Origin of the sequence: Kitasatospora sp. NPDC101447, assembly GCF_044767225.1 — a bacterium.
Classification (GTDB): domain Bacteria; phylum Actinomycetota; class Actinomycetes; order Streptomycetales; family Streptomycetaceae; genus Kitasatospora.
The window spans coordinates 227,250-248,903 of record NZ_JBIWNL010000001.1; the positions used below are offsets into that span (position 1 = coordinate 227,250).

17 protein-coding genes are annotated in these 21,654 nt (G+C 74.3%); 5 read left to right on the plus strand and 12 right to left on the minus strand.

The window, feature by feature from the left end; genetic code table 11:
• Positions 1 to 51 precede the first annotated feature (51 nt).
• Positions 52 to 1,665, minus strand: coding sequence for a D-alanyl-D-alanine carboxypeptidase/D-alanyl-D-alanine-endopeptidase (gene dacB / locus ACIRST_RS01090; RefSeq protein WP_402798877.1), 1,614 nt, complete (start codon positions 1,663 to 1,665; stop codon positions 52 to 54).
• A gap of 277 nt (positions 1,666 to 1,942) precedes the next feature.
• Here dacB and ACIRST_RS01095 point away from each other — a divergent pair, with 277 nt between their 5' ends.
• Positions 1,943 to 3,421, plus strand: coding sequence for a protein kinase (locus tag ACIRST_RS01095; RefSeq protein ID WP_402798879.1), 1,479 nt, complete (start codon positions 1,943 to 1,945; stop codon positions 3,419 to 3,421).
• A 77-nt stretch (positions 3,422 to 3,498) separates the two neighbouring features.
• Positions 3,499 to 4,056 (plus strand): hypothetical protein, encoded by a 558-nt coding sequence (locus ACIRST_RS01100; RefSeq protein WP_402798881.1) that lies wholly within the window; start codon positions 3,499 to 3,501, stop codon positions 4,054 to 4,056.
• Between the two features lie 61 nt (positions 4,057 to 4,117).
• Here ACIRST_RS01100 and ACIRST_RS01105 read toward each other — a convergent pair whose 3' ends face one another.
• From ACIRST_RS01105 to ACIRST_RS01125, 5 genes are all read right to left on the minus strand, one after another.
• Positions 4,118 to 5,020, minus strand: a complete 903-nt coding sequence (locus tag ACIRST_RS01105) for an aldo/keto reductase (RefSeq protein WP_402798882.1) — start codon at positions 5,018 to 5,020, stop codon at positions 4,118 to 4,120.
• Positions 5,021 to 5,165: 145 nt separating this feature from the next.
• Entirely contained in the window at positions 5,166 to 6,272 is a 1,107-nt protein-coding gene (locus ACIRST_RS01110; protein WP_402798884.1) for a serine hydrolase domain-containing protein, read from the minus strand.
• A 209-nt stretch (positions 6,273 to 6,481) separates the two neighbouring features.
• A complete protein-coding gene (locus tag ACIRST_RS01115) occupies positions 6,482 to 7,297 on the minus strand; it encodes a hypothetical protein (RefSeq protein WP_402798886.1) in 816 nt (271 codons plus the stop codon).
• Complete coding sequence (locus ACIRST_RS01120; RefSeq protein WP_402798888.1) at positions 7,281 to 8,510, minus strand: hypothetical protein; 1,230 nt, start codon at positions 8,508 to 8,510, stop codon at positions 7,281 to 7,283. Before ACIRST_RS01120 ends, ACIRST_RS01115 begins: the two co-directional genes overlap by 17 nt.
• A 235-nt stretch (positions 8,511 to 8,745) precedes the next feature.
• The gene (locus ACIRST_RS01125) at positions 8,746 to 10,029 is read right to left on the minus strand and encodes an amidohydrolase family protein (protein WP_402798890.1); all 1,284 of its coding nucleotides are present in this window, start codon (positions 10,027 to 10,029) and stop codon (positions 8,746 to 8,748) included.
• A gap of 391 nt (positions 10,030 to 10,420) precedes the next feature.
• On the opposite strand from ACIRST_RS01125, the gene ACIRST_RS01130 reads away from it, so the two are divergent.
• Both ACIRST_RS01130 and ACIRST_RS01135 read left to right on the plus strand, forming a co-directional pair.
• Complete coding sequence (locus ACIRST_RS01130; RefSeq protein WP_402798893.1) at positions 10,421 to 11,743, plus strand: type III PLP-dependent enzyme; 1,323 nt, start codon at positions 10,421 to 10,423, stop codon at positions 11,741 to 11,743.
• On the plus strand, positions 11,740 to 12,297 hold the full coding sequence (locus ACIRST_RS01135; protein WP_402798895.1) for a GNAT family N-acetyltransferase: 558 nt from the start codon (positions 11,740 to 11,742) through the stop codon (positions 12,295 to 12,297). Before ACIRST_RS01130 ends, ACIRST_RS01135 begins: the two co-directional genes overlap by 4 nt.
• Before the next feature lie 105 nt (positions 12,298 to 12,402).
• Here the strand turns inward: ACIRST_RS01135 and ACIRST_RS01140 are convergent, their stop codons facing one another.
• The gene (locus tag ACIRST_RS01140; protein ID WP_402798897.1) at positions 12,403 to 13,743 is read right to left on the minus strand and encodes a glutamine synthetase; all 1,341 of its coding nucleotides are present in this window, start codon (positions 13,741 to 13,743) and stop codon (positions 12,403 to 12,405) included.
• A 251-nt stretch (positions 13,744 to 13,994) separates the two neighbouring features.
• Here ACIRST_RS01140 and ACIRST_RS01145 point away from each other — a divergent pair, with 251 nt between their 5' ends.
• Positions 13,995 to 15,077, plus strand: coding sequence for an alpha/beta fold hydrolase (locus ACIRST_RS01145; RefSeq protein WP_402798899.1), 1,083 nt, complete (start codon positions 13,995 to 13,997; stop codon positions 15,075 to 15,077).
• On the opposite strand, the gene ACIRST_RS01150 is transcribed toward ACIRST_RS01145, so the two are convergent.
• From ACIRST_RS01150 to ACIRST_RS01170, 5 genes are read right to left on the minus strand one after another with little or no spacing between them, the layout of a single operon-like run.
• Complete coding sequence (locus ACIRST_RS01150) at positions 15,067 to 16,365, minus strand: NAD(P)/FAD-dependent oxidoreductase (protein WP_402798900.1); 1,299 nt, start codon at positions 16,363 to 16,365, stop codon at positions 15,067 to 15,069. The two genes, ACIRST_RS01145 and ACIRST_RS01150, sit on opposite strands and share 11 nt — an antisense overlap.
• The gene (locus tag ACIRST_RS01155; protein WP_402798902.1) at positions 16,362 to 17,153 is read right to left on the minus strand and encodes an ABC transporter ATP-binding protein; all 792 of its coding nucleotides are present in this window, start codon (positions 17,151 to 17,153) and stop codon (positions 16,362 to 16,364) included. Before ACIRST_RS01155 ends, ACIRST_RS01150 begins: the two co-directional genes overlap by 4 nt.
• Complete coding sequence (locus tag ACIRST_RS01160; protein ID WP_402798904.1) at positions 17,150 to 19,000, minus strand: dipeptide/oligopeptide/nickel ABC transporter permease/ATP-binding protein; 1,851 nt, start codon at positions 18,998 to 19,000, stop codon at positions 17,150 to 17,152. Before ACIRST_RS01160 ends, ACIRST_RS01155 begins: the two co-directional genes overlap by 4 nt.
• A 1-nt stretch (position 19,001) precedes the next feature.
• A complete protein-coding gene (locus ACIRST_RS01165) occupies positions 19,002 to 19,991 on the minus strand; it encodes an ABC transporter permease (RefSeq protein WP_402798907.1) in 990 nt (329 codons plus the stop codon).
• The gene (locus tag ACIRST_RS01170) at positions 19,988 to 21,571 is read right to left on the minus strand and encodes an ABC transporter substrate-binding protein (RefSeq protein ID WP_402798909.1); all 1,584 of its coding nucleotides are present in this window, start codon (positions 21,569 to 21,571) and stop codon (positions 19,988 to 19,990) included. Before ACIRST_RS01170 ends, ACIRST_RS01165 begins: the two co-directional genes overlap by 4 nt.
• Between the last annotated feature and the right edge of the window lie 83 nt (positions 21,572 to 21,654).

The window sequence follows — 21,654 nt, forward strand, 5'->3', positions numbered from 1 at the left end:
CCGCGGTCGACGTCGACCGCGGGCCTCCCCTGGTGTCGGGATCGGGCCGGCTCAGGAGGCGCTGCCGTGCTCCTGGGCGCGGTGCCCGCCCGACGCCTGCTCCTGGAGCAGGGCGGCGATCTGGTTGACGTCGTCGAAGATGCGGATGACGTCGTTGATGTCGGTGGCCGAAGCGCCGTTCACGCCGACGAAGAAGAGGTGCAGGCAGCCGTCGTCCGTCTCCAGGTAGCCCGCCAGGTTCTCGGCGTTGTAGGCGATCCGCTGGTTCAGGTCGTCCGCGCCGACGATGGTGCCGGGCTTGGCGAACACCTTGCCCTTGGCCGGGCAGTCGGTGGTGCACGAGATCGCCAGCGAGCCGTCGACGCCGAGGATCGGCAGGGCGTGGCGGAAGGCGTCCGCGTCGGGGGTGTGCAGCCAGTAGCCGAGCAGCTGGTCCAGGCCGATGGGCGTGGCGCGGTCCTGGAAGACGCCGCCGCGCCCGTCGGCGAGCTGGAACTGCGTCGGGTCGACGTGCGCCACGTCGACGAGGAAGTCGTGCTCGACGCCGAAGCCGTCGAGGCAGTTCTTGCTTCCGCGCGTCACGGCCATGTTGCACAGGGCCAGGTTGGCGCCCAGGTTGTGGCTGACCTTGAGGATCAGCTTGGCGTACTGGCTGTACGGCGGGGAGACGTACGCCGCGACCTGCGGGTCGCCGTCGTAGGAGGCCGGCAGCTTGCCCTCCGGGTTCGGACCGGTCGGGTCGGCGCTCACGGAGACCCCGGCCCGGGCGAGCGCCTCGATCAGGGCGGTGCGGCCGAAGGCGTTCGGGTCCTTGACGTCCGAGATCCGCAGGACGGGCTGCGCGTCGGCCGCGATGGTGCCGGACAGGCTGATCTGCGTGCCGTCGGGGGAGGCGGAGACCGTGATGTTCGTCGGGCCGCCGGCCGGCACGGTCTGCACCGTGGAGGTGACCTGGTAGGGGGCGACCTGGGGGCGCCACATGAGCTGCGCGGTCTTGCCGGGGACGGTGGGGGTGGTGAGCAGGTCGATGACGTTGTCGTTGATGATCAGCGGGGTCGGCTGCGGGTCCAGGTCCGGCGGGGTGAACAGATGGGGGTCGACGACGACGTCACCGTTGACCCGGGTGAGGCCGGCGTCCCGGACCTGGTGGGCGATCATGTCCAGCCCGGCGAGCGGGTTCTCGGGCGTGAGGGTGGCGCCGGGCAGGTCGTTGGCGCTGGTGTGGTCGATGGGGGTGTAGTCGACCGTCCCGTCGGGCCTGGTCCGGCCGCCCATCGTGAGGTCGCCCTGGGCGACCAGCGCGAGGTTGCCGTCGAGGGTCGAGCCGGTGCGGGTGCCGGTGGCCATGACGGGGGTGGTGAAGCGGTGGTCGGGGCCGAGCGTGTGCCAGGCGCCCGAGATGGTGACGAGCTTGGCCGTCGAGCCGGGGACGAAGAACTGGTTCGCGAACCGCGAGTGGAACACCTGGCCGGTCTCGGGGTCGGTCTCCAGCACGCCCCACTGCGCGTGCTCGTAGCCGGGCTTGTGCATGATCGCCTCGATGGCGGGCCCGAGGTCGTCGTCGTGCGCCGCCGCCGGGGGCGCGGCGATCGTGCCCGCCAGGGCGGCCAGCGTGGCGCCGGCGGCGGCCCAGGCCGGAAGGCGGCCGCGGAGCGTTCGTCTCATCTGTGCGTCCCGTCGTCTCAGGGGGTCGGCAGGCCCGGCGCGAACCGGCGCGGACCGGCTGTTCATGGGGCGGATCGTAGGAACCCGGACGGCCTACTTCCCGGTAGGCCTGGGCGCGCTGACGGCGTGCGGCGGGAAAGTCCACCGGTCAGCCGATCGTCGGCGGCGGTGCGGGCGCCACGCGTGGGAGGACTCCCGTCCCGACGCGCGGCCGGTTCTCGACCGGCCCGCCCGTGGCATGTCCCGGAGCCGGGCCGCGGCACTAAGGTATGGGCCCGTGACAGCAACGAACGGGGCAGTGGTCGGGGGCCGTTACCGCCTTCACGACCTCATCGGGCAGGGCGGCATGGGCCGCGTGTGGCGGGGGTGGGACGAGACCCTCGGGCGGGACGTCGCGGTGAAGGAGGTGCTCCTGCCGGCGGGCGTCGGCGACGACGAGCGCGAGCACCTCCTCCAGCGCACGCTGCGCGAGGCCCTCGCCGCGGCGCGGCTCAACCACCCGGGCATCGTCACCGTGCACGACGTGGTCGAGCACGAGGGCGCGCCGGTGATCGTCATGGAGTACGTGACCGGCGCCTCGCTCGCCGCGGTGCTCGCCCGGGAGGGCGCCCTCCCGGTCCGGCGGGTGGCCGAGATCGGCATCGCGATGCTCAAGGCCTTGCAGCAGGCGCACGCGGCGGGGATCGTCCACCGCGATCTCAAGCCGGACAACGTCCTGTTGATGGACGAGCGGGTCGTCATCACCGACTTCGGCATCGCCCACATGGCCGACGCGACCACGGCGCTCACCCGCACCGGCGCCGTCATCGGCACCCCCGCCTACATGGCCCCCGAGCAGTTGGAGGGCAAGCCGCCGACGGCCGCCAACGACCTGTGGTCGCTCGGTGCGACGCTGTACGCGGCGGTGGAGGGTCAGGCGCCGTTCCATGCGGAGACCTTCAGCGCACTGTGCATCGCCGTCGTCACCCGGCCGCCGCGCCCGACCGAACGGGCCGACGCGCTCGCGCCGGTGCTCGCCGGGCTGCTCACCAAGGACCCGGCGCAGCGGCTGACGGCGGAACAGGCGCTCGCGGCGCTGGAGTCGGTGGCGCGGGGCGGCGAGGCCCCGGCGTTCGTCCCGCCGCCGACGCAGGCCGACGGGTCGGGGCCCGCCGGGTTCGGGCCGCCCCCGGTCTACCGGCTGCCGGAGTCGCCGGCCAAACCGCTGCGGTCGGTGCTCGGCCCGCTCCCGCCGCAGGTGTCGACGCCGGGCGGCGGCTGGGTGCCCGGGCAGGCCGCGCCCTACCCGCCGACCGCGCCCTACCCGCCGACCGGAGCACCGACCGCGGCGCCGACCGTGACGCCGACCACCGACGGGAACCCCGCGGGCTCCGGGAGCAGCCTGGCCGTGGCCCGCCTGGTGCGCTTCCTCGGCAGCATGGCGCTGTTGTGGGCCGTCGGCCTGGTGCTGCCGTGGAACTACCTGCGGGACCTGCCGCCTTCCTACTACCCGGCCGTGGTCGCCACCACGGCCGTGATCTCCTCCATGCACGCCGCGCCCCGGTGGCGCCTCCACCCGGCGCCGGCCTGGGCGCTCTTCTTCGTCTTCGACGTCGTCGTGCTCTACGTCCTGACGCACAACTGGCACATCTTCTGGTGGCTCGGCCGGGACGGCTTCAGCCCCTGGCCCGGCCCGATCGGGGTGAACTCGCTGATCGTCTCCACCGGTGTCTGGCTCCTGTGGTGGAGGGTTCCCGGCGGCCGCCGCCGCGCATGAGGCGGACGCCGGGCCGGACGAAGATCATCCGGGCGTAGGCTCTTCGCGGACGACAAGGCAGGAGAGGCGAGGCAGACATGGGCCAGAAGATCATCCGGTTCTCGGACCTGACCGGCAAGCACGTGGAGGACGACGACGACCTGGTGCGCATCGTGGTCCACCGGCACCCCGACCTGGCGGACGGGCCGGTGGAGATCGAGGCGCTCGCCGGTGAGGTGGCCGACGTGGAGGAGCTGGCGCTCGACCTGGTGACGATCGAGCTGCACCACCCGGGCTCGGACGAGCCGCGGACGGTCGTGCTGGAGGCCGAGGCGTTCGACCGGCTGGCCTCGGCGGCGCCGATGGCCGAGGTGCTGCAGGGCGCCAAGCCGGTCGCCCGGTCGATCCCGGGCCAGGCCGTCGCGTCGCGCGCCGCCAAGGAGCGGGTCAACTACGCGACGCTGGACCACGCCGGCCGGCCGCACAAGGGCCGCACCACCGACGCCGAGAAGCAGCTCGTCCGAGAACACCTCGCGGAGATCAACGAGCGGCTGGCCGCCGAGGGCGTCCGGACGATCGACCCGGCCAACCCGGAGCACGTCGCCCGCTACGGCCTGGACGCCCCGGCCGGAGCGCCCGGCGTCACCCGGGACTGACGAGGGCCGCCCCCGCCCGGCTCACCGATGCCGGGCGGGGGCGTCGCGCGCCGCCCGGGATTCACGCGGCGTCCTCACGGCGGTCGTCGAGCAGGGCCAGCTCCTCCGGGGTCAGGCGCAACGCGCCGGCGGCGATGTTCTCGGCGAGGTGCGCGGGGTTCGCGGTGCCGGGGATGGCCAGCACGTGCGGGCCGCGGTGGAGGGTCCAGGCCAGCCGCACCTGGGCCGGTGTCGCGTCGTGGGCGCGGGCGATCGAGCGGACCCGCGCGTCCTGCTCCAGGCCCGCGCCGGCCTCCCGCCGCAGGCCGGAGACGGCGAAGAACGGGACGAAGGCGATGCCCTGCTCCCCGCAGAGGTCCACCAGCCCGTTCTCGTCGGCGCGGCGCGCGTCCAGCCCGTAGGAGTTCTGCACACAGACCACGGGTGCGATCGCCCGTGCCTCGGCCACGTGGGCGGGCCGCACGTTGGAGAGCCCGAGGTGCCGGACGAGCCCCGCCTCGCGCAGCTCGGCGAGGGCGCCGAAGTGCTCCGCGACCGAGGCCGTCCCGGGGCCGTTGTGGCGCAGGTTCACCACGTCCAGGCAGTCCCGGCCGAGCTGGCGCAGGTTCTCCTCCACGTGGCCGCGCAGCTCGTCGGGCCGGGCCGTGTGCCACGCGCCGGACGGGTCGCGCCACGGGCCGACCTTGGTCGCCACGACCACGTCGCCGTGCCACGTGCTCAGGGCCCGGCCGACGAGCTCGTTCGCGGAGCGCAGCGGCGAGAAGTAGAAGGCGGCCGTGTCGACGTGGTTCACACCCTGCTCGAACGCGCGGTGCAGCAGGCCGACCGCGGCACGGCGGTCGATCGGCGGGCCGTCGGAGTTGCCCAGCATGCCGTTGCCGGTCAACCGCATCGTGCCGTAGCCGATCCGGTTCACCTCCAGGTCTCCGAGCTTCCACGTTCCTGCGTCCGCTGCCGAACTCATCGCACTCCTCCGCTGTCGGGTCATCAGGCCGGTCCTGGAGTATGGAGTAGCAGCGGGGCCCGGCGACAGGCCGGGAAGCCGCGCGGAACGTCACACCACCAGCGGGAACGAACCGTCGGTGTCCGACCGTTGTACGGTTCGGCGGTCAGCCGGTGAGTGCGGCGTCGACGATCGCCCTGATGTACGGGAGGTCGTTGCCGGCTCCCGTCGGGTTCAGCGAGTACACCACGCGGTGCCGGAGGTCGCGGGTGGCGAAGACCCCGTTGTCCCAGCCGGGTCGCGAACCGGTCTTGCCCCAGGCGTACTCGCCGTTCGGGAGCTGGTGGCGCAGGAGTCCGCCGAGGCTGTAACAGGCCGTTCCGCCGACGCAGTTCGTGTTGTCCGCGGCGCTCGGCACGTCCGGCACCTCGAAGACCAGCTTCTGCTGGGCGGGCGGGAGGAGACGGCCCCGGAACAGCGCGGTGACGAAGCGGTCGAGGTCGGCGGCGGTGGAGATCATGCCGCCTTCGGCCCACGGGTACGGGCTCTGCTCGGTCACGTCCTGTCCGTCGACGCGCACCTGCGCGTGGGGCGAGGGGATGGTCGGGTCGTCGGCGGCGGGCAGGGCGGTGTGGGCCAGGTGCAGCGGCCGGATGATCCTGCGGTCCAGTTCGGCGGAGAAGGAACGGCCGGTGACCTTCTCGACGATCAGGCCGAGGACCAGGGAGTTGAGCCCGTTGTACTGCTGCTCCTCGGTCCGGGGCGCGGGCGGTACGTCGCCCGCCGCGGCGAACGAGTCGCGCAGGAAGTCCTCGGGCGTCACGGACCTGAGCTGCCACCCGGGTCCGTCGGCCGGGCCGGGGGTGGGCGCGGGCTTGGGCAGGCCGCTGGTGTGGTCGAGGAGCCGGCGCACGGTCACGTCCCCGTACGCCTCGGGCAGCACCTCGGGGACGTACTTCCGCGCCGGCGTGTCCAGGCCGATCCGGTGCTCGGCGACGAGCTGGAGGACCACCGTGTTGGTGAACAGCTTGGTCACACTGCCGATCCGGACGTACGCGTCGGCGGTGACCGGCCCGGCGGAGGCGCCCGTACCGTCCTGCCGGACCAGCGCGCCCGCGACGACGTCGTCGGGCAGCCGGCGGAGGACGTCGTCGACGGTCGGTGACGCGGGCGCGCCGGCGGCGGGCACGGCAGCGGCGGCCGCGGGCAGAGCCGCGCCGGCCGTGAGGGCCGTGGCCAGGGCGAGGGTGGTGACGGCGAGGCGGATGCGCATCGGGAGTGCTCCTGAACGGTGTGGGCGGGCGTGCGTCAACCCTGCCGCGCACCGCCGCCGTTGCCATCGGTGATCACCCTGACAACGACCCTGGACCGCCCCTGGCCCGACCCTGGCCCGTCCCCGGGATCCGCACCCCGGCGCCGCCACCGCAGGACGGTGGGCGGGGAGCACGTCCGGTCCCGTGTGCTGCCCGACGGTCCGCCGCGTCAGACGGGCGGCATCAGATCGCTCGCGCTGACGGTGTACGTCAGCGGGGGGTAGACGAAGTCCGTTTCCCTGTTCTCACGGCGCCTCAGTCGGTAGAACTCGTCCCTCTGCTCGTCGTCGGCCGCCGTGAGGCGCGCACCCTGGGGGAGGTACGCCTGTCCGTCGCGGAACCGCACGAGGGTCTTGGACGTCCGGAACGTCACGCCCAGCCACTGGTTGTCCGCCGTCGGGCCGGGGGCGTCCAGGACGATCCTGTGCCGGAGCCGCCGGTTCGCGTCGACGGAGAACACGACGACCCCGTGGTGGACGAGGGGGATCTCGAACGTCTCGCCGCCGGGATCCTTCGATTCGAAGATCAGTTTCCGCGACGGTGCCGCTTCGGGGTGTCGGTAGCAGGAGAAGACGGCGATGAACGAATCGTCGGCCAGGTCCAGGGCCTGGTCGGAATGGCCGCCCATGGTCCGGTAGGCGTTCGTGTAGCTCTCGACGAGGGCGTTGTCGAAGCCGACCGGAAGCCCCGCGCGTTCCCGGATCCGCTGCGCCAGCCGATCGTGCACGGGCCGGAACAGCTGCGCCGGGCTGCCGTACCGCGTGGTGGTGCGGACGAGCGGCACACCGCCCGCCTCGTCGGCCTTGGCGAGCACGGCGCCTCTCCGGCCCTTCCCCACGTCCTCCCAGCGCACCGACGCGGACAGCTCCGCGAAGGTGTCGTCCTCGGTCGGCACGACGAACGAGCGGACGTCGTTCGAGCGGACGTCGTTCGAGCGGAGGTCGTCCGAGCCGACGTCGTCCGAGGCCCTAGATCCGGGGGGCAACGTAGTCTCCCGTGTTCATGCTGAAGAGGAGTTCCCCGCCGTAGTCGACGAAGGACGAGGTCCTGTTCTCCTCGGCGTAGAGCCTGCGCAGCTCGTCCATGCCGTCCGGCGTGGGCGGCCCCAGCTCCACCCGTTCGTCGCCGACTTTGAGGAAGGTCCGGCCGTTCGTGTGGACGGCCTCGGCGTTCGAACAGCGCACCACGTATCCCAGGCGGGTCGGGAGCAGCTCGGCGTCCAGGGCCGAGGGCCGGATCTCGTGCGTGTAGAGGCGGTTGGTGGACAGCGGCACGAAGAACACCGACCCGGGGTGGAGGGTCACGGTGAACTGCGCCGGGAGCGTGGCACCGTCACGTCCTTCGGCGGGCTCCTTGAGGCGGAAGCGGAGGCTGGTCAGCCCGCCGGCACCCTTCACACCGTGGTCGAAGGCGTCCCCGGCGAGGGGCTGCAGCCTGTCGAGCCCGTCGTAGAAGGTGCAGAAGGCCATGATGCCGTTGACGGGCATGTCCTTGGTCTTGTCGGCGTGGGCCGAGATCCTGGCCTTGGACTGCTTGCGCTCGGCCGTCGCCAGGGTGTTGTGGTAGATCTGCGCGAGGACGTGGTTCAGCGGTGCCGCGTTCCGGAAGACGGCGGCGGCCTCGCGGTTCAGCGCCTCGACGATGTCGGTGTCGGTCGGGCGGAAGCCCTCGGTCGGCCCCGAGAGGTTCGTGGAGCACCGGAGCAGGCGGAAGTGCAGGTCGTCACCGTCGCGCGTGACGGGCGTGAGGTAGATGCCGGTGCGGTGGGCCGTTCCGGGCTTGGTGGACTCCGTCAGGGACTGGAACGCGTGCTCCGCGCGGATCCGTCCGAAGTGGTCGGCGCCGGGTTCGAAGAAGCGGCGGTAGTACACGCCGACACCGTGCACGCGGACGGGGACCCGGCCGAGGCCGACGACGGTCCACGGTGCGCCGCCGCCCTCCTGGTACCCGTGGGACAGCTCCCGGACGACGAACACCCGGGCGGCCGCTCGCAGTCGGCGGGCGTCGATCCCGGACACGTCGCCGCACAGGTAGACGGTCCGCTGCGCGAGGTCGGCCGAACCGGAGGCGAACTCCTCCGGGGTGACGGTGGACCCGAAGAAGTCCCTGACCGCGTCGTCGTCCTGCAGCGCCGAAGGCGCGACCAGGATGTTGCCCGCATCCTCGATGCAGGCTTCGGCCGGCTCTGGTGCGGACATCAACGGCACCTGCCATTCGCGGACATCGGCGGGACTCCTCGAAACCGTGGACACGGCAACGGCCCGCACTCCTTCGTCCGATCGCGTCGTGCGACGCAAACGGAAGGAGCCGGACCGCCGAATCCCGATGCTCTCACGGGGCCTTGACGGCGGGCAACGGAGTTCCGGGACGTCGGATCGACCGGCACGGCACTGCGGACCGGTGAGGTCCGGACCGGCCGAGCCGGCCGGCCGGTCAGTCGAGCTGGTCCTTGTGGACGATGCCGCCCTTGACGATGAGGCGCAGGTTGCGCCCGGGGTCGGCGAGGACGGACAGGTCGGTGGTCGGGTCGCCGTCGACGACCAGGAAGTCGGCCCAGGCTCCCGGTGCGACGACGCCGAGCGGCGCCGCGCGGTAGGGGTCGCGGCGGCCGGACATGCGGAAGAGCTCCGCGTTGCCGGAGGTGGCCAGCTTCAGGGCCTCGACCGGGCTCAGGTGGTGGCCGAGCCGGACGAGCATGTCGATCTGCCGGTCGGCCTTCGCCGGGTCGAACACCAGGTCGGTACCGAAGGCGAGTCGTACGCCGTGCCGCAGCGCCCAGCCGAAGGTGCGGGCGACGCCCTCGCACACCTCGCGGTTCTTGCGGGCGCTGTCCGGGGACGCGTAGTGGTGGTCGTCGACCTCGAACGGCTGGGTGCTCAGCCACACGCCCTTCTCCGCGAGGTAGCGGATGGTGGACTCGTCGACGAGGTGACCGTGCTCGATGCAGCGCACCCCGGCGTCCACCGCGCGGCGCACGGCGTCGGAGGTGTAGACGTGCGCGGTCACGTACGTGCCCCAGTCGGCGGCCGCCGCCACCGCGGCCTCCAGTTCCGCGGTGGTGAACTGCAGCACGTCCAGCGGGTCGAAGTCGGAGGCGACGCCGCCGCCGGCCATCAGCTTGATCTGTGCGGCGCCCTTGCGCAGCTGCTCGCGCACCGCCGCGAGCACCCGTGCCGGGCCGTCGGCCACCCGGGTGAACCCGAGCTGTTCGGTGCGGGCCTGCGGACCGCCGAACGCGGTCGGGGTGTCGTGGACGGCCCCGAAGTCGCCGTGCCCGGAGGTCTGCGAGACGGCGGCCTGGCTCGGGTAGATCCGCGGGCCGGGGAACAGCCCGCGGTCGAGGACCCGACGCAGCGGCTCGGTGTCACCCGCCATGTCCCGGACGGTGGTGAAGCCGCGCATCAGCATGTCGCGGGCCGAGGCCAGGGCCTGGTAGTAGACCGTGCCGGTCGGTGCGAGCTGCAGCTCCGCCATGGTGCCGCCGATCGCGAACAGGTGGACGTGGGCGTCGGTGAGCCCCGGGATGAGCGTGCCGCCGCCGCCGTCGAGCACCCTCGTGCTCCCGGGGACGCCGCGCGGGAAGGGGCGGCCCGGCACCACCTCCGCGATCCTGTCCCGTTCGACCCGGACGTGCCCCGGCACCGCTTCCGCTCCGATCCCGTCGAAGACGCGCACGTTCGTCACCAGCAGCCCGGCATCCGGGTCGTCGACACCCATACGGCCATCGTCGGCCGGAGACGGGTCCGGGACCAGTGGGCCGGTGCCTCGGCGGTGTCCGGTGCGGCCCGGTCGTCAAGGCCGTGGCGGCGCACACCGACGCCGTTCGGGTGGTTCCGTGGGTCGGGCGGTGGCCGGGGACGGGGCGTGCAGGGATGGGGTGCGGCGCGAACACACGGAGCAGGGGCTCGCGCTCGTCGGCCCTCGCGCCGGGCGGGCCGCGCCGGGGGAACCGTACGTGCGAGAACGGGCCCCGGGAGTACGTAGAGTGCGGCGGGAGAGGGAGTCCGGGTCGGGCGGGTCACAGCCGACCTCCGGACTCCCTTGCCTCATCTCCTGCGTGCCAGCAAGCCCTTGGCATCAATCGTCTAGTCGGACCGGAAGTTCACACGTGACGCCTCAGACCATCGACCTGCGCCAGACCGCCGGACCACGCCGGATGGCCGACCATGGCAGAACCGGCCACCGTGCCCTCATCGCGCCGGCCACCTCGCACGCACCCATCGGGCCCCACCCCGACCAGTTCGACCAGACCGCGTTGCGGGCCGCCCTTGCGGCCGCGACCGATGACCGGATCATCTACGACCTGGACGGCATCGGCCGTCAGTACGCCGCGCTGTGTGCCGAACTGCCGGGTGTCGCGGTGCGGTTCGCGATGAAGGCCTGTCCGGTGGACGAGGTCCTCGGCCACCTCGCCGCACTCGGCTCCGGCTTCGACGCGGCAAGCCCCCAGGAGATCGCCCAGGCACTGCGCACCGGCGTGGCGCCCGAACTGATCCACTACGGCAACACCGTCAAGTCCGACCGCCACATCGCCCAGGCCTACCGGCTGGGCGTGCGCGACTTCGCCACCGACAGCCCCCAGGACCTCGCCGCCATCGCCGAACACGCCCCCGGCTCAAGGGTGTTCTGCCGGATCGCAACCAGCGGCGAAGGCGCCCTGTGGGGCCTGAACCACAAGTTCGGCTGCTCACCCGAAGACGCCCTGCGCCTGCTCGACCAAGCCCGAACCGCCGGACTCCTCCCCTCCGGCCTGTCCGTCCACGTCGGCTCCCAGCAGATGACCGCCGAAGCCTGGAGCACCGCCCTGGACTCCCTCGCCGCCGTCCTGGAAGCCCTCAACCGGCGCGGCATCACCCCCCGGCGCATCAACCTCGGCGGCGGACTGCCCGCCCTCGGCGTCCTCGACCGCCACGGCAACCCCCTCGACCCCCCACTCGACAAGATGTTCACCGTCATCCGCGAAGGCACCGACCGGCTGCGCGCCGTCAACGCCGGACCACTGGAGTTCCTCGTCGAACCCGGACGCCACCTGGTCGCCGACCACGGCGCCATCCGCGCCCACGTCGCCCGCCTCACCACCCGCCACCGCCTCGACGGCACCCGCGAGGACTGGCTCTACCTCAGCTGCGGCAAGTTCAACGGCCTCTACGAGATGGACCAGCTCCAGTACCGCCTGGAGTTCCCCGGCCACCCCGGCGGCCAGTTCGTCAACGCCGTCGTCGCCGGCCCCACCTGCGACAGCGACGACGCCTACACCCACGACGGCGCCCCCGTCCGCGTCCCCCACGCCGTCGCCTCCGGCGACCCCGTCTGGATCCACTCCTGCGGCGCCTACGCCACCGCCTACACCACCCAGGGCTTCAACGGCTTCACCCCACTACCCCACACCAGCATCGGCGGCGCCCAGGCCCCGAACGGAGACACCCCATGACCGACCCCCGGATCCGACTCCTGCGCGCCGACGACTGGGACACCGTCGTCGCACTCGAAGAACACGCCTACGCCACCAGCGGCCTCTCCGAAGGCCGCGACGCACTCCAGTCCCGACACCGCACCTCACCCTCCACCTGCTTCGTCCTCGACCACGCAGGCCACGTCGGCGGCTACCTCCTCGCCCTGCCCTACCCCCTCCACCACTGCCCCGACCTCCACCACACCGAAAACACCACCACCAGGCACAAGCCACCCACCACCAACCTGCACGCCCACGACCTCGTCATCGCCGAGGAGTTGCGCGGCCGTGGCCTCGCCTCGCGCATGCTGCGCCACCTGGAGGCCACCGCCAGGGCGGCCGGCTACCGGAGCCTCTCACTGGTCGCCGTCCGCGGCTCGCACGTCCTGTGGACCCCACTGGGCTACCGCGCCCGGCCCGAGACCGACCTGCCCGCGAGCTACGGCGACGAGGCCGTCTACATGACGATGCCGCTGGAGTCTGCCGTTGCCGTCCCGACCCTCGGGCCCCCGCCCAGGGCCGAGGTGGGCTGAGGCGGACGCCCCGGCGGCCTGCCGGGCTCAGCGATGCGCGAAGGCGATGAGCCGGTCCTCGACCGGCTCATCGCCCGGGAAACGACGGTGTGGAACCGGCGCTCGTCAGTAGCGCCAGCGGACGGCCTCGATGACGTCGGCGTCCGTGTGCATCGCGAACGCCTCCGCCTCCGCGCGCCGCACGGCCAGCACGGTCTCGTAGAGCTCGGGGCCGAGCGCCTGGCGCAGCAGTGCGGACTTCTCGTACGCGTCGATCGCCTCCGGCAGGCTCGCCGGGAGGCGCTCGGCGTCGGCGAGGACGGCGGGGTCGCGCAGGGTCTCGGGCGGGAGGGGAAGGCCGGCGTCGAGGCCGGTGAGTCCGGCGGCCAGCACACCGCCGACCGTCAGGTACGGGTTGGCGGCGGCGTCGAAGCACTTGAGTTCGGCGTTGGCCTGCCGGGCGGCGGAGCCGGCGATCAGGCGCAGCGCCGCCTCACGGTTCTCCAGGCCCCAGCAGCGGTAGGCCCCGGCGAAGTGGCAGGGCACCAGCCGCAGGTAGGAGGCGACGCCGGGCGCGCCGAGGGCGAGCAGGGCGGGCAGCTCGGCCAGCACGCCCGCGAGGAAGTGCTCCGCCTCGGGGTGCAGCCCGTGGCGGCCGGGGCCGCCGTGCGCGAGGTTCCGGCCCTCGCGCCAGAGGCTGAGATGCAGGTGGCCGCCGTTGCCGACCGAGCCCTCGGCGAAGACGGGGGCGTACGAGACCCGCAGGCCGTGCCGGGCGGAGACGGCCCGGATGGTGTGGCGCACCAGCATCGTGGTGTCGGCCGCCTCGACCGGCCCCTCGGCGGCGACGGAGACCTCGAACTGCCCGGCGGCGTACTCGGGGTGGATCTGGAGGACGGCCAGTCCCTGGGCGGTGAGGGCCCGCAGCACCTCGCGCAGGTAGTCGGAGTGCTCGATGAAGCGGGTCATCCCGTACGCGGGCGCGACCGTGGCGGGTGCCCCGGCGGCGTCGGCCACCACCCACTCGATCTCGATCCCGGCCCGGACCGCGAGCCCGCGCTGCTCGACGGCCTCGGTGACCCGGCGGGCGAAGTGGCGCTGGCAGCCGGGGTGCGGGGTGCCGTCCTGGGTGTAGCGGTCGGCCGGGGCCCAGGCCCAGCCGGGCTGGGCGGCGAGCGGGGTGAGCCGGTCGAGGTCGGGGACGAGCCGCAGGTCGCCCACCGGGCCGGTGCTCGAAGGCGCGGTGGTGAAGGTGTCGTCCACCAGGGCGACGTCGAAGCACGGCACGGCGCCGACGCCGTACTCGGCGGCGTGTTCGAGCTGGGCGAGCGGGACGGACTTCACCCGGGTGAGCCCGGCGTTGTCGACCCAGCCGAACACCACCCCGTCGATTCCGTCGGCGGCGAGCTGGGCTTCGGCCGCCCGGGCCTGGGCGGCCCGCTCGGCTGGGGTGTTCGTGGTGGTCATGCGGGCCATGCTGGCGTTCGCGGCGGCCGGTGGGCGAGCTGTCGGCCGGGATTTCACCCGTCCGTGGAAGGTGGGGCCGGCGGGGTGACACGGCACCCGGGGGCGTTGCGGTGACCTCGGGCCGCCGGTCGGGTGCGGGGCGGTCGATTCCGGCGGTTCCGGTCGATTCCGTGGGAAGGTCCGGCGTCGGGCCTGGTGGATGGGGGAATGACTCCGGCAGAGATCGGTTTTCGAGCCCTTGCGGAGGACCGATGCGCCGGGACGGACGGGTCACGGACTCCTTGCTCGCGTTACTGAGCCGGGACTGGCTGGGTGTGCCGGTCACGGTGCTGGTGGTGGCGGTGGGTGGCGTTCTGCTCGGCGTGGGGTCGGCGTGGGCGGTGGTGCTCGGCGGCCTGGTGACGGCCGCCGGTGTGCTGCTGGCGGTGGGAGCCGTGCGGCACCTGGTACTGGTGGCCCGGGAGGCGCGGGCGAATCCGCCGCCGGGGCGGCTGGTCGACGTGGGCGGTCACCGGATGCACCTCCTCGCGGAGGGGGAGGCCGCGGGCGGGCCGACGGTGGTCTGGGTGCCCGGCGGGCACGCCCCCGGTGCGGACTTCCGGGAGCTGCACACGATGCTGTCGGCCCGGGCCCGCTCGGTGCTGGTCGACCGCCTCGGGACGGGCTGGAGCGATGTCGGGCCGTTCCCGCGGACGACGGCGGGCGAGGCGGAGGAGTTGGTGGCGGCGCTGCAGGGGGCGGGGGAGCGTCCGCCGTTCGTGTTCGTCGGCCATTCCTTCGGCGGCTTGCTGGTCGCGAACGTGGCCAGGCGCCGGCCGGAGCTGGTGGCCGGGCTCGTCCTGCTGGATCCGACGCCGCTGGAGGTCATCGCCTTCGCGCCGCCGAGCCGGCAGCTCGCCGGGATGCGTCGCGGCTTCGTGCGGGCGGCGGTGCGGCAGCTGTTCGGCGCCCACCGCGGCCCCGAGGGCCGGGCCGGGCAGGGCTGCGCCGCCGCGTCGGTCTTCGCCGAGCTGTCGGCGCCCGGGCTGGCGCGGGTGGGCTGGGACACCGTGGTGTACGACGGGGACCTCGGGGACCTGCCGCTGGTGCTGGTGATACCCCGGGACCTCATCGGCGGCGAGGCGGTGCTGGCCGGGGCCCGGGACGCGGTCGAGGCCGAGCGGATCCGCCGCTTCTACCTCCGGAGCCGGACGCGGTACCTGGCGGCGTCGACGGCGTCACGGCTGGTGCACACCCCGGCGGGGACGGGACACGACTTCCCGCACGAGGCGCCCGGGTTCGTGGTCGACGTGGTCGCGGGCCTGGTGCAGGAGCTGCGGGTGGTCAGCCCATGACGGTCCGCGCCGGGTCCGCCCGGGGCGGGCGCCGGCGGGAGAAGGCGCCCAGGTCCACGACGTTGCCGGTGTGCTCGCAGCGGTACCGGAGCGGGTCGCCGTCGTGGTCGTGGCCGGCTTCGACCGAGTCGATCAGGGCGGCGAGGAAGCGGCCCACCAGCGGGGCGTTCTTGAACTGGTTGCCGCTGGTGCCCATGGCGACGTAGTAGCCGTCGAGGGCGGTGCGGTCGTAGATCGGCGTCCAGTCGTCGGCGACGTCGTACACCCCCGCGACCCCGAGCGGCCGGTTGGGGACGCCGATCGCGGGGAGGCGCCGGGCGGCCCGGGTCACCTGGGTGCGGAAGCGGCGGGCGGTGGGGCGGGGGTCGGCCGCGTCCGGGTCGTCGATCCACTCGTGCGGGTCGCAGTCCGGTTCCGTCCCGCCGACCAGGAGGTGTCCGCCCGGGGCCGACCGCAGGTAGGTGCCGAGGTCGAGGTCGGCGACGACCGGCACGGGGGTGTGGCCGGTGGGCAGGGGGACCTGGTGGACCTCCTCGCGCAGGGGCCGTACGCGGATCGTGAAGTCGTGGCCGACGCCGGCCAGCCGGTTGAGGCCGCCCGACCAGGGGCCGGCGGCGTTGACCACGACCGGTGCGGCGATCCGCGTGCCGTCGGCGAGCCGGACGCCCGCCACCCGGTCCGCGTGCCGGTCGACGGCCGTCACGGTGTGGTGGAACAGGAAGCGCGCGCCCCGTTCGGCTGCCGCGTCGGCGAGGTTCCGGGCGGCGAGCTGCGGGTCGTCGACGAACCCGGCGTCCGGGGTGAACAGGGCGCCGAGTTCGCCGGCCGGTCCGTCGAAGAAGGCGTCGTCCTCCACCGGCTTCGGCGGCCAGTACCGGCCGGGGTCGATCCCCGGGAGGCGTTCGCGCAGGGTCGGGGTGTCCCATCGCTCGTACGGGACGCCGACGCGGTCGAACAGGGCGGCCACCTCGGCCGGCGCGGCGCCGGGGGAGTCGAGCACGACGGCGCCGGTGCGGTGGAAGGCGGCGAGCGGGTGGCGGTGGGTGAGCCGGAGGTGGTCGGGCCAGGACGTCCAGAGGTGCCGGGCCTCCCAGGCCGTGGCGACGCCGTCGAAGGTGGAGTAGTTGAAGCGGATGATCGCACTGGAGGCGCTGGTGGAGCCGTGCCCGGCGGCGCCCGCCTTGTCCACGACGACCACCCGGCGTCCGGCGCGGGCGAGTTCGAGGGCGACGGCCGCGCCGATCACGCCGGCTCCGACGACCACCGCGTCCGGGTGCCTGGGGGTCATGGGAGCCTCTCCTCGGGTGGGGGCGTGCGCAGGCTCGGTACGGCGGCGAGCAGTTCCCGGGTGTACGGGTGCTGCGGGGCGCGCAGGACGGCCGCGGTGGGGGCGGTCTCCACGATCCGGCCGTGCCGCATGACGGCCACCGCGTCGGAGACGTGGCAGACCGCCGGCAGGTTGTGGCCGATGAACAGCATGGACAGGCCGAGCCGCCGCTGGAGGTCGCGGATGGTGTTGAGCACGGCGGCCTGCACCGAGACGTCGAGCGCGGAGGTGAGCTCGTCGGCGATCAGCAGGCCGGGTTCGACGGCCAGGGCGCGGGCGACGGCGACCCGCTGGCGCTGGCCGCCGGACAGCTGCCGGGGCAGGCGGTCCGCGAACCGGGGGTCCAGGCCGACGAGTTCGAGCAGGGCGGGGACGCGCTCGGCACGGGCCCGCCGGTCGAGCCGGCGGAACGCGGTGGCCGCTTCGAGCAGGGTCCGGCGGACGGTCATCCGGGGGTCCAGCGCGGTGTCCGGGTCCTGGAGGACGATCTGGACCAGCCGGCCGAGGCGGCGGCGGTCGCCGATCGTACGGACCCGGACCTCCCGGTCGTCCAGCAGGATCCGGCCCCCGTGCACGGGGGTCAGCCCGACGATCGCGCGGGCCAGGCTCGACTTCCCCGAGCCGGACTCGCCCACCAGCCCGAGCGAGGTGCCCGGCGGGATCTCCAGCGAGACCCCGTCGACGGCGGCGACCGGGCCGCGCGGTCCGCGGTGGCGGACGGTGAGGTCGCAGACCCGGAGTTCGGTCATGACACCACCACCTCCGCCGCCACCGGGTACCAGCAGGCCACCCGGTGGACCGCGTCGAGGTCCCCCAGCGGCGGGGCCTGCTCGGCGCAGTGGTCCCGGCGGCGCGGGCAGCGGGGCTCGAACGCGCAGCCCGGCGCGGTGGCGAGCGGGTCGGGTGGCGCGCCCTCGACCGTCGGCAGCGGCCGGTCGCGGTCGGCGGTGAGGTCCGGCACCGAGGCGACCAGTGCGCGGGTGTACGGGTGCCGGGTGCCGTCGGCGAGGCGGTCGGCGGGCAGGGACTCGACGACGCTGCCCGCGTACATCACCAGGACGCGGTCGCAGAAGCCGCCGACCAGCGCGATGTCATGGCTGATGAACAGGATCGCGGTGGCGGTGTCCCGCCGGAGGTCGCCGAGCAGGCGGGTGATCTGCCGTTGCACGGTGACGTCGAGCGCGGTGGTCGGCTCGTCGGCGATGACGAGGGCCGGCCGCACCATCAGCCCGGCGGCGATCATCACGCGCTGGCGCTGGCCGCCGGAGAGCTGGTGCGGGCGCGAGCGCAGCAGCGCGGGGGGAAGGGCCACCCGGCGCAGCGCCTCGGCGGCCTCGGCCTCGGCCCGGGCGCGGCTCGCGCCGCGGTGGGCCCGGACGGCTTCGGTGAGCTGGGTGGAGATCCGCAGGGACGGGTTGAGCGCGGAGGCCGGGTTCTGGAAGACCGTCGCCAGGGCGGTCGCGAGGTGCCGGTCGCGCTGTTTCGGGGTCATGGTGGCGAGGTCGGCGCCGAGCAGGCGCAGGGTCCGCCGGGTGACCCGGGCCCGTTCGGGGAGCAGGTCGGCGACGGCGAGTGCGGTCAGCGACTTGCCGGAGCCCGACTCGCCGACGAGCCCGACGATCTCGCCCGGTCGCAGGGCGAGGCTCACACCGCGCACCGGCCGGATCGTGCCGTCCGGGGTGGGGAGTTCGACGCTGAGGTCCTCGACCTGGAGCACCAGGCCCTCCTCGGCCGGCCCGCTCGGGGCGGGCGGTGACGCGGGGGTCCGGGGTGCCGGATCGCGCCCGGCGACGCGACGGGCCAGGACCTCGCCGAGCAGCTGGAAGGTCAGGGCCGCGTAGAGGACGGCCAGGCCGGGGGCGAGCGCGGGCAGCGGGTCGGCGTAGATGCGGTCGAGGCCCTGGTTGAGCAGCTGCCCCCAGTCGTAGTCGGGCGGCTGGACGCCCAGCCCGAGGAAGCTCAGCCCGGAGAGCGCGACCAGGGCCGTGCCCGCGGCCGTGGTGGCGGCCAGCAGCAGCGGCTCGGCGATGTTGGGCAGGACGTGCCGCCACAGCAGCCGGTGCCGGCGCAGGCCGAGGACCCGGGCCGCGGCCAGGTGGTCGGTGCCGGCCACGGCGGCGGCGAGGGTCTGGGCGAGCCGGGCGAAGCCGGGGACGCCCGCGACGGCGAGCGCGAGCACCGCCCCGCCGGCGCCCGCGCCGAACACCACCGCGAGGAACATCGCGACCAGCAGCGCGGGGAAGGCGAGCAGCAGGGTGATCAGGCCGGCGACCAGCCGGCGGGCGCGCGGGCCGACCACGGCGGTGGCCGCGCCGAGCAGGACGCCGCCGGTGGCGCCGAGCACCGTGGCGGCGAGGGCCGGCAGCAGGGAGGGCCGGGTGGCGGTCAGGACCCGGGCGAGCACGTCCCGGCCGAGGTTGTCGGTGCCGAACGGGTGGGCCGCGGACGGGCCCTGGAGCACCGCGAAGGGGTCGGGGCGGTCGGCCGCGGTGCCCCACACGAGCGGTGCGGCCACGGCGAGGACGAGCAGCGACGTCAGCATGACCGCCGAGATCCAGGCCATCGGCGAGCGGGGGTGCCTGGTGGGACGGGGCATCTCAGCTCTCCCGGATCGTCGAACGAGGGTCCAGCACGGCCAGCAGCACGTCGACCAGGAGGCCGGAGAGCAGCACGGCAGTGCCCAGGACCAGCACCATCGCCTGGATCACCGGGTAGTCCTGGGCTACCACGGACTGGGCCATCGCCGATCCGATGCCCGGCCAGGCGAACACCTTCTCGACCAGGACGGTACCGGCGATCATGCCGGGCAGCAGGCTCCCGGCGACGGTGAGCGCGGCGGTGGCCGTGTTGGGCGCAGCGTGCCGCAGGTAGCGGCGGGCGGGGGACAGCCGCTTGCTCCGGGCGGTGCGCAGGTAGTCCTCGCCCAGCACCTTCAGCGCCTCGACCCGGACGATGCGCAGCAGGACGGCCGTCGGCGCGAGGGAGAGCGCCAGGACCGGCAGGACGAGGGACTCGGCTCCCGCGGTGCCGGCCACCGGCAGCAGTCGCAGGCCGACGGCCAGCAGCGCGGTGAGTCCGGCGGCCAGCACGAAGTCGGGCACTCCGGCCAGGCCGGCGGTGACCACGGTGAACGACAGCTCGCTGCGCGGGTGGCGGCCGCCCCGGGTGCGGACGGCGGCGAGCAGTCCGCCGGGCAGGGCGACGGCGAGGGTGACCAGGAAGGCCAGGGCGGCGATCTCCAGGGTGGCCGGCAGCCGGGTGCGGACCAGCTCCGCGACCGGGGTGCCGGTGACCAGGGAGGTCCCGAGGTCCCCGTGCAGCAGGCCGTCGAGGTAGTGCCGGTACTGGTCGAGGAAGGGCACGTCGAGGCCCAGTTCGTGCCGGCGGGCGGCGACCAGGTCGGGGGCGGCGTCGACGCCGAGGGCGGCGCGGACCGGGTCGCCCGGGACGAGGCGGACCATCGCGAAGGACGCGGTGAGCACGACGGCGAGGGAGAGCAGCAGCCGGGCGGCGCGGCGGCCGAGGAACGCCGTCCACGGGTGTCGCAGCAGGTCGGGCAGGGACAACACGGTGGGCCCCCGGGTCATCGGTGGAGGCGGATGCTGGTGGGGACGAGCCGGCCGCCGAAGGTGGTGGCGAAGGTGGTGCGGTAGCCGTACACGGTGCTCCGGCCGTCCGCGATCGGCAGGGCGGCGGCCGAGCGGAAGAGCGCGGCGGCGGCCCGGTTCCAGGTGCCGCAGCCCTCGGTGTCCGGTTCCCGGAGGGCCTGGGAGACCAGGGCGTCGTACTCGGGGTCGGCGACCCCGGCGAAGTTGAGGCCCTGGGCGGGGGTGGGGCCGGAGAAGAACGGGACGAAGCCGACCGGCAGGGCGAAGCCCGGGGTGCTGCCGACCACGACGTCGAAGTCGCCGGTCCGGTACATGGCGTTGACGAGGGCGGGCAGGCTCTCGGTGACCAGGTCGACGTCCGCGCCGAGCGCCGTCCAGGTCCGGGCCATCAGTTCGGCGGCGGGCGGCAGGGTCGGGCCGAGGTCCGGGCTGGTGATCAGGCGCAGCCTCAGCGGCCGGCCGTCCTTGCCGAGCGGGCCGTCGCCGGTGCGGGTCCAGCCGGCGGCGCGCAGGGCCGCGGGGGCGTCCTGCGCGGGTAGGTTGGCGGTGGCGAGGTCGGCGTGGCAGACGGCGCCCTCGGCGCCGAAGTCGCCGGCCGGGTGGCCGGTGCCGCCGACGGCGACGTTGGCGAGCCCCTGGCGGTCGAGGGCGGACACCAGGGCGCGGCGCAGCGCCGGGTCGGCGAGGGGGCGGCCGGGGCGCTGGTTGAAGAAGGTCAGCCCGACCACCGTCGCCACGTCCTCGGCGGCCAGGCCGCGTCCGGTGAGCCGGGCGCGGTCGGGCCCGGTGACGTTCGCGATGTCGAGGCCTCCGGTGAGCAGCAGGTTCGCGGTGGTGGAGGCCTGGGGCACCACGGACAGGACGATCCGGGCCGGCAGGCCGGGTGCGGCGGTGGTCGCCCCGTCGGGGCCCCAGGTGTAGCCCTCGCGGACGGTGAACTCGTAGGGCCCGCCGGGGGAGTAGCGGGTGAGCACGTACGGGCCGGTGCCCCGGGTGGTGCGCTCCAGCGTCTCGGGCCGGTCGAGGCCGGCGGGGCAGACGATCGGCAGCAGCCCGAGGGTGCGGGTCAGGAACGGGAAGGGCGCGGCGGTGGTGACCGACACCGTGCCGGCCCGGTCGTCGGCGTCCGCGGTGAACGGGACGTTCGGCAGGACGGTCCGGGCGCCGGCCAGCCGGCGGGCCGGGTCGCCCGCGTACGTCAGCGCCCGGACCACGGCGGAGGCGGTGAGCGGGGTGCCGTCGGAGCAGGTGACGCCCGGGCGGAGGGTGAAGGTGGCCGCGGTGGTGGTGGCCTGCCAGGAGGAGGCGAGTCCGGAGACCACGGTGCCGTCGGGGGCGACGTCGACCAGCGAGTCGTAGGCGTAGCGGGCCTGACCGGCGCCGAAGGTGGAGTACGGGTCGAAGCTCGGCGTCTCGCTGGACTCGGCGATCCGGACGGTCCCGTGGTCGACGAGCGGGGTGCTCGTCGAGGACCGGGCGGCGCCTCCGCAGCCGGCCAGCGCGACGGCCGCGGCGGTGAGGGCGGCCGCCGGCGCGACCGGCGGAGTGCGTCGTGGCATGGCGGCCATGGTGCCACCGGGTCCTCGCTGTGACGGTTCAACTGACCGGCGCCGCAGGCATGTTCGAACGCCCGGAGCCGCCT

What these genes read in the sequence shown, in the direction of transcription:
- ACIRST_RS01140 (WP_402798897.1), bottom strand. Translation starts at nt 13,743, where the DNA reads ATGACCACCACGAACACCCCAGCCGAGCGGGCCGCCCAGGCCCGGGCG.
- ACIRST_RS01120 (WP_402798888.1), bottom strand. Translation starts at nt 8,510, where the DNA reads ATGTCCGCACCAGAGCCGGCCGAAGCCTGCATCGAGGATGCGGGCAAC.
- ACIRST_RS01150 (WP_402798900.1), bottom strand. Translation starts at nt 16,365, where the DNA reads ATGACCCCCAGGCACCCGGACGCGGTGGTCGTCGGAGCCGGCGTGATC.
- ACIRST_RS01110 (WP_402798884.1), bottom strand. Translation starts at nt 6,272, where the DNA reads ATGCGCATCCGCCTCGCCGTCACCACCCTCGCCCTGGCCACGGCCCTC.
- ACIRST_RS01160 (WP_402798904.1), bottom strand. Translation starts at nt 19,000, where the DNA reads ATGCCCCGTCCCACCAGGCACCCCCGCTCGCCGATGGCCTGGATCTCG.
- ACIRST_RS01105 (WP_402798882.1), bottom strand. Translation starts at nt 5,020, where the DNA reads ATGAGTTCGGCAGCGGACGCAGGAACGTGGAAGCTCGGAGACCTGGAG.
- ACIRST_RS01170 (WP_402798909.1), bottom strand. Translation starts at nt 21,571, where the DNA reads ATGCCACGACGCACTCCGCCGGTCGCGCCGGCGGCCGCCCTCACCGCC.
- ACIRST_RS01165 (WP_402798907.1), bottom strand. Translation starts at nt 19,991, where the DNA reads ATGACCCGGGGGCCCACCGTGTTGTCCCTGCCCGACCTGCTGCGACAC.
- dacB (WP_402798877.1), bottom strand. Translation starts at nt 1,665, where the DNA reads ATGAGACGAACGCTCCGCGGCCGCCTTCCGGCCTGGGCCGCCGCCGGC.
- ACIRST_RS01145 (WP_402798899.1), top strand. Translation starts at nt 13,995, where the DNA reads ATGCGCCGGGACGGACGGGTCACGGACTCCTTGCTCGCGTTACTGAGC.
- ACIRST_RS01125 (WP_402798890.1), bottom strand. Translation starts at nt 10,029, where the DNA reads ATGGGTGTCGACGACCCGGATGCCGGGCTGCTGGTGACGAACGTGCGC.
- ACIRST_RS01100 (WP_402798881.1), top strand. Translation starts at nt 3,499, where the DNA reads ATGGGCCAGAAGATCATCCGGTTCTCGGACCTGACCGGCAAGCACGTG.
- ACIRST_RS01155 (WP_402798902.1), bottom strand. Translation starts at nt 17,153, where the DNA reads ATGACCGAACTCCGGGTCTGCGACCTCACCGTCCGCCACCGCGGACCG.
- ACIRST_RS01135 (WP_402798895.1), top strand. Translation starts at nt 11,740, where the DNA reads ATGACCGACCCCCGGATCCGACTCCTGCGCGCCGACGACTGGGACACC.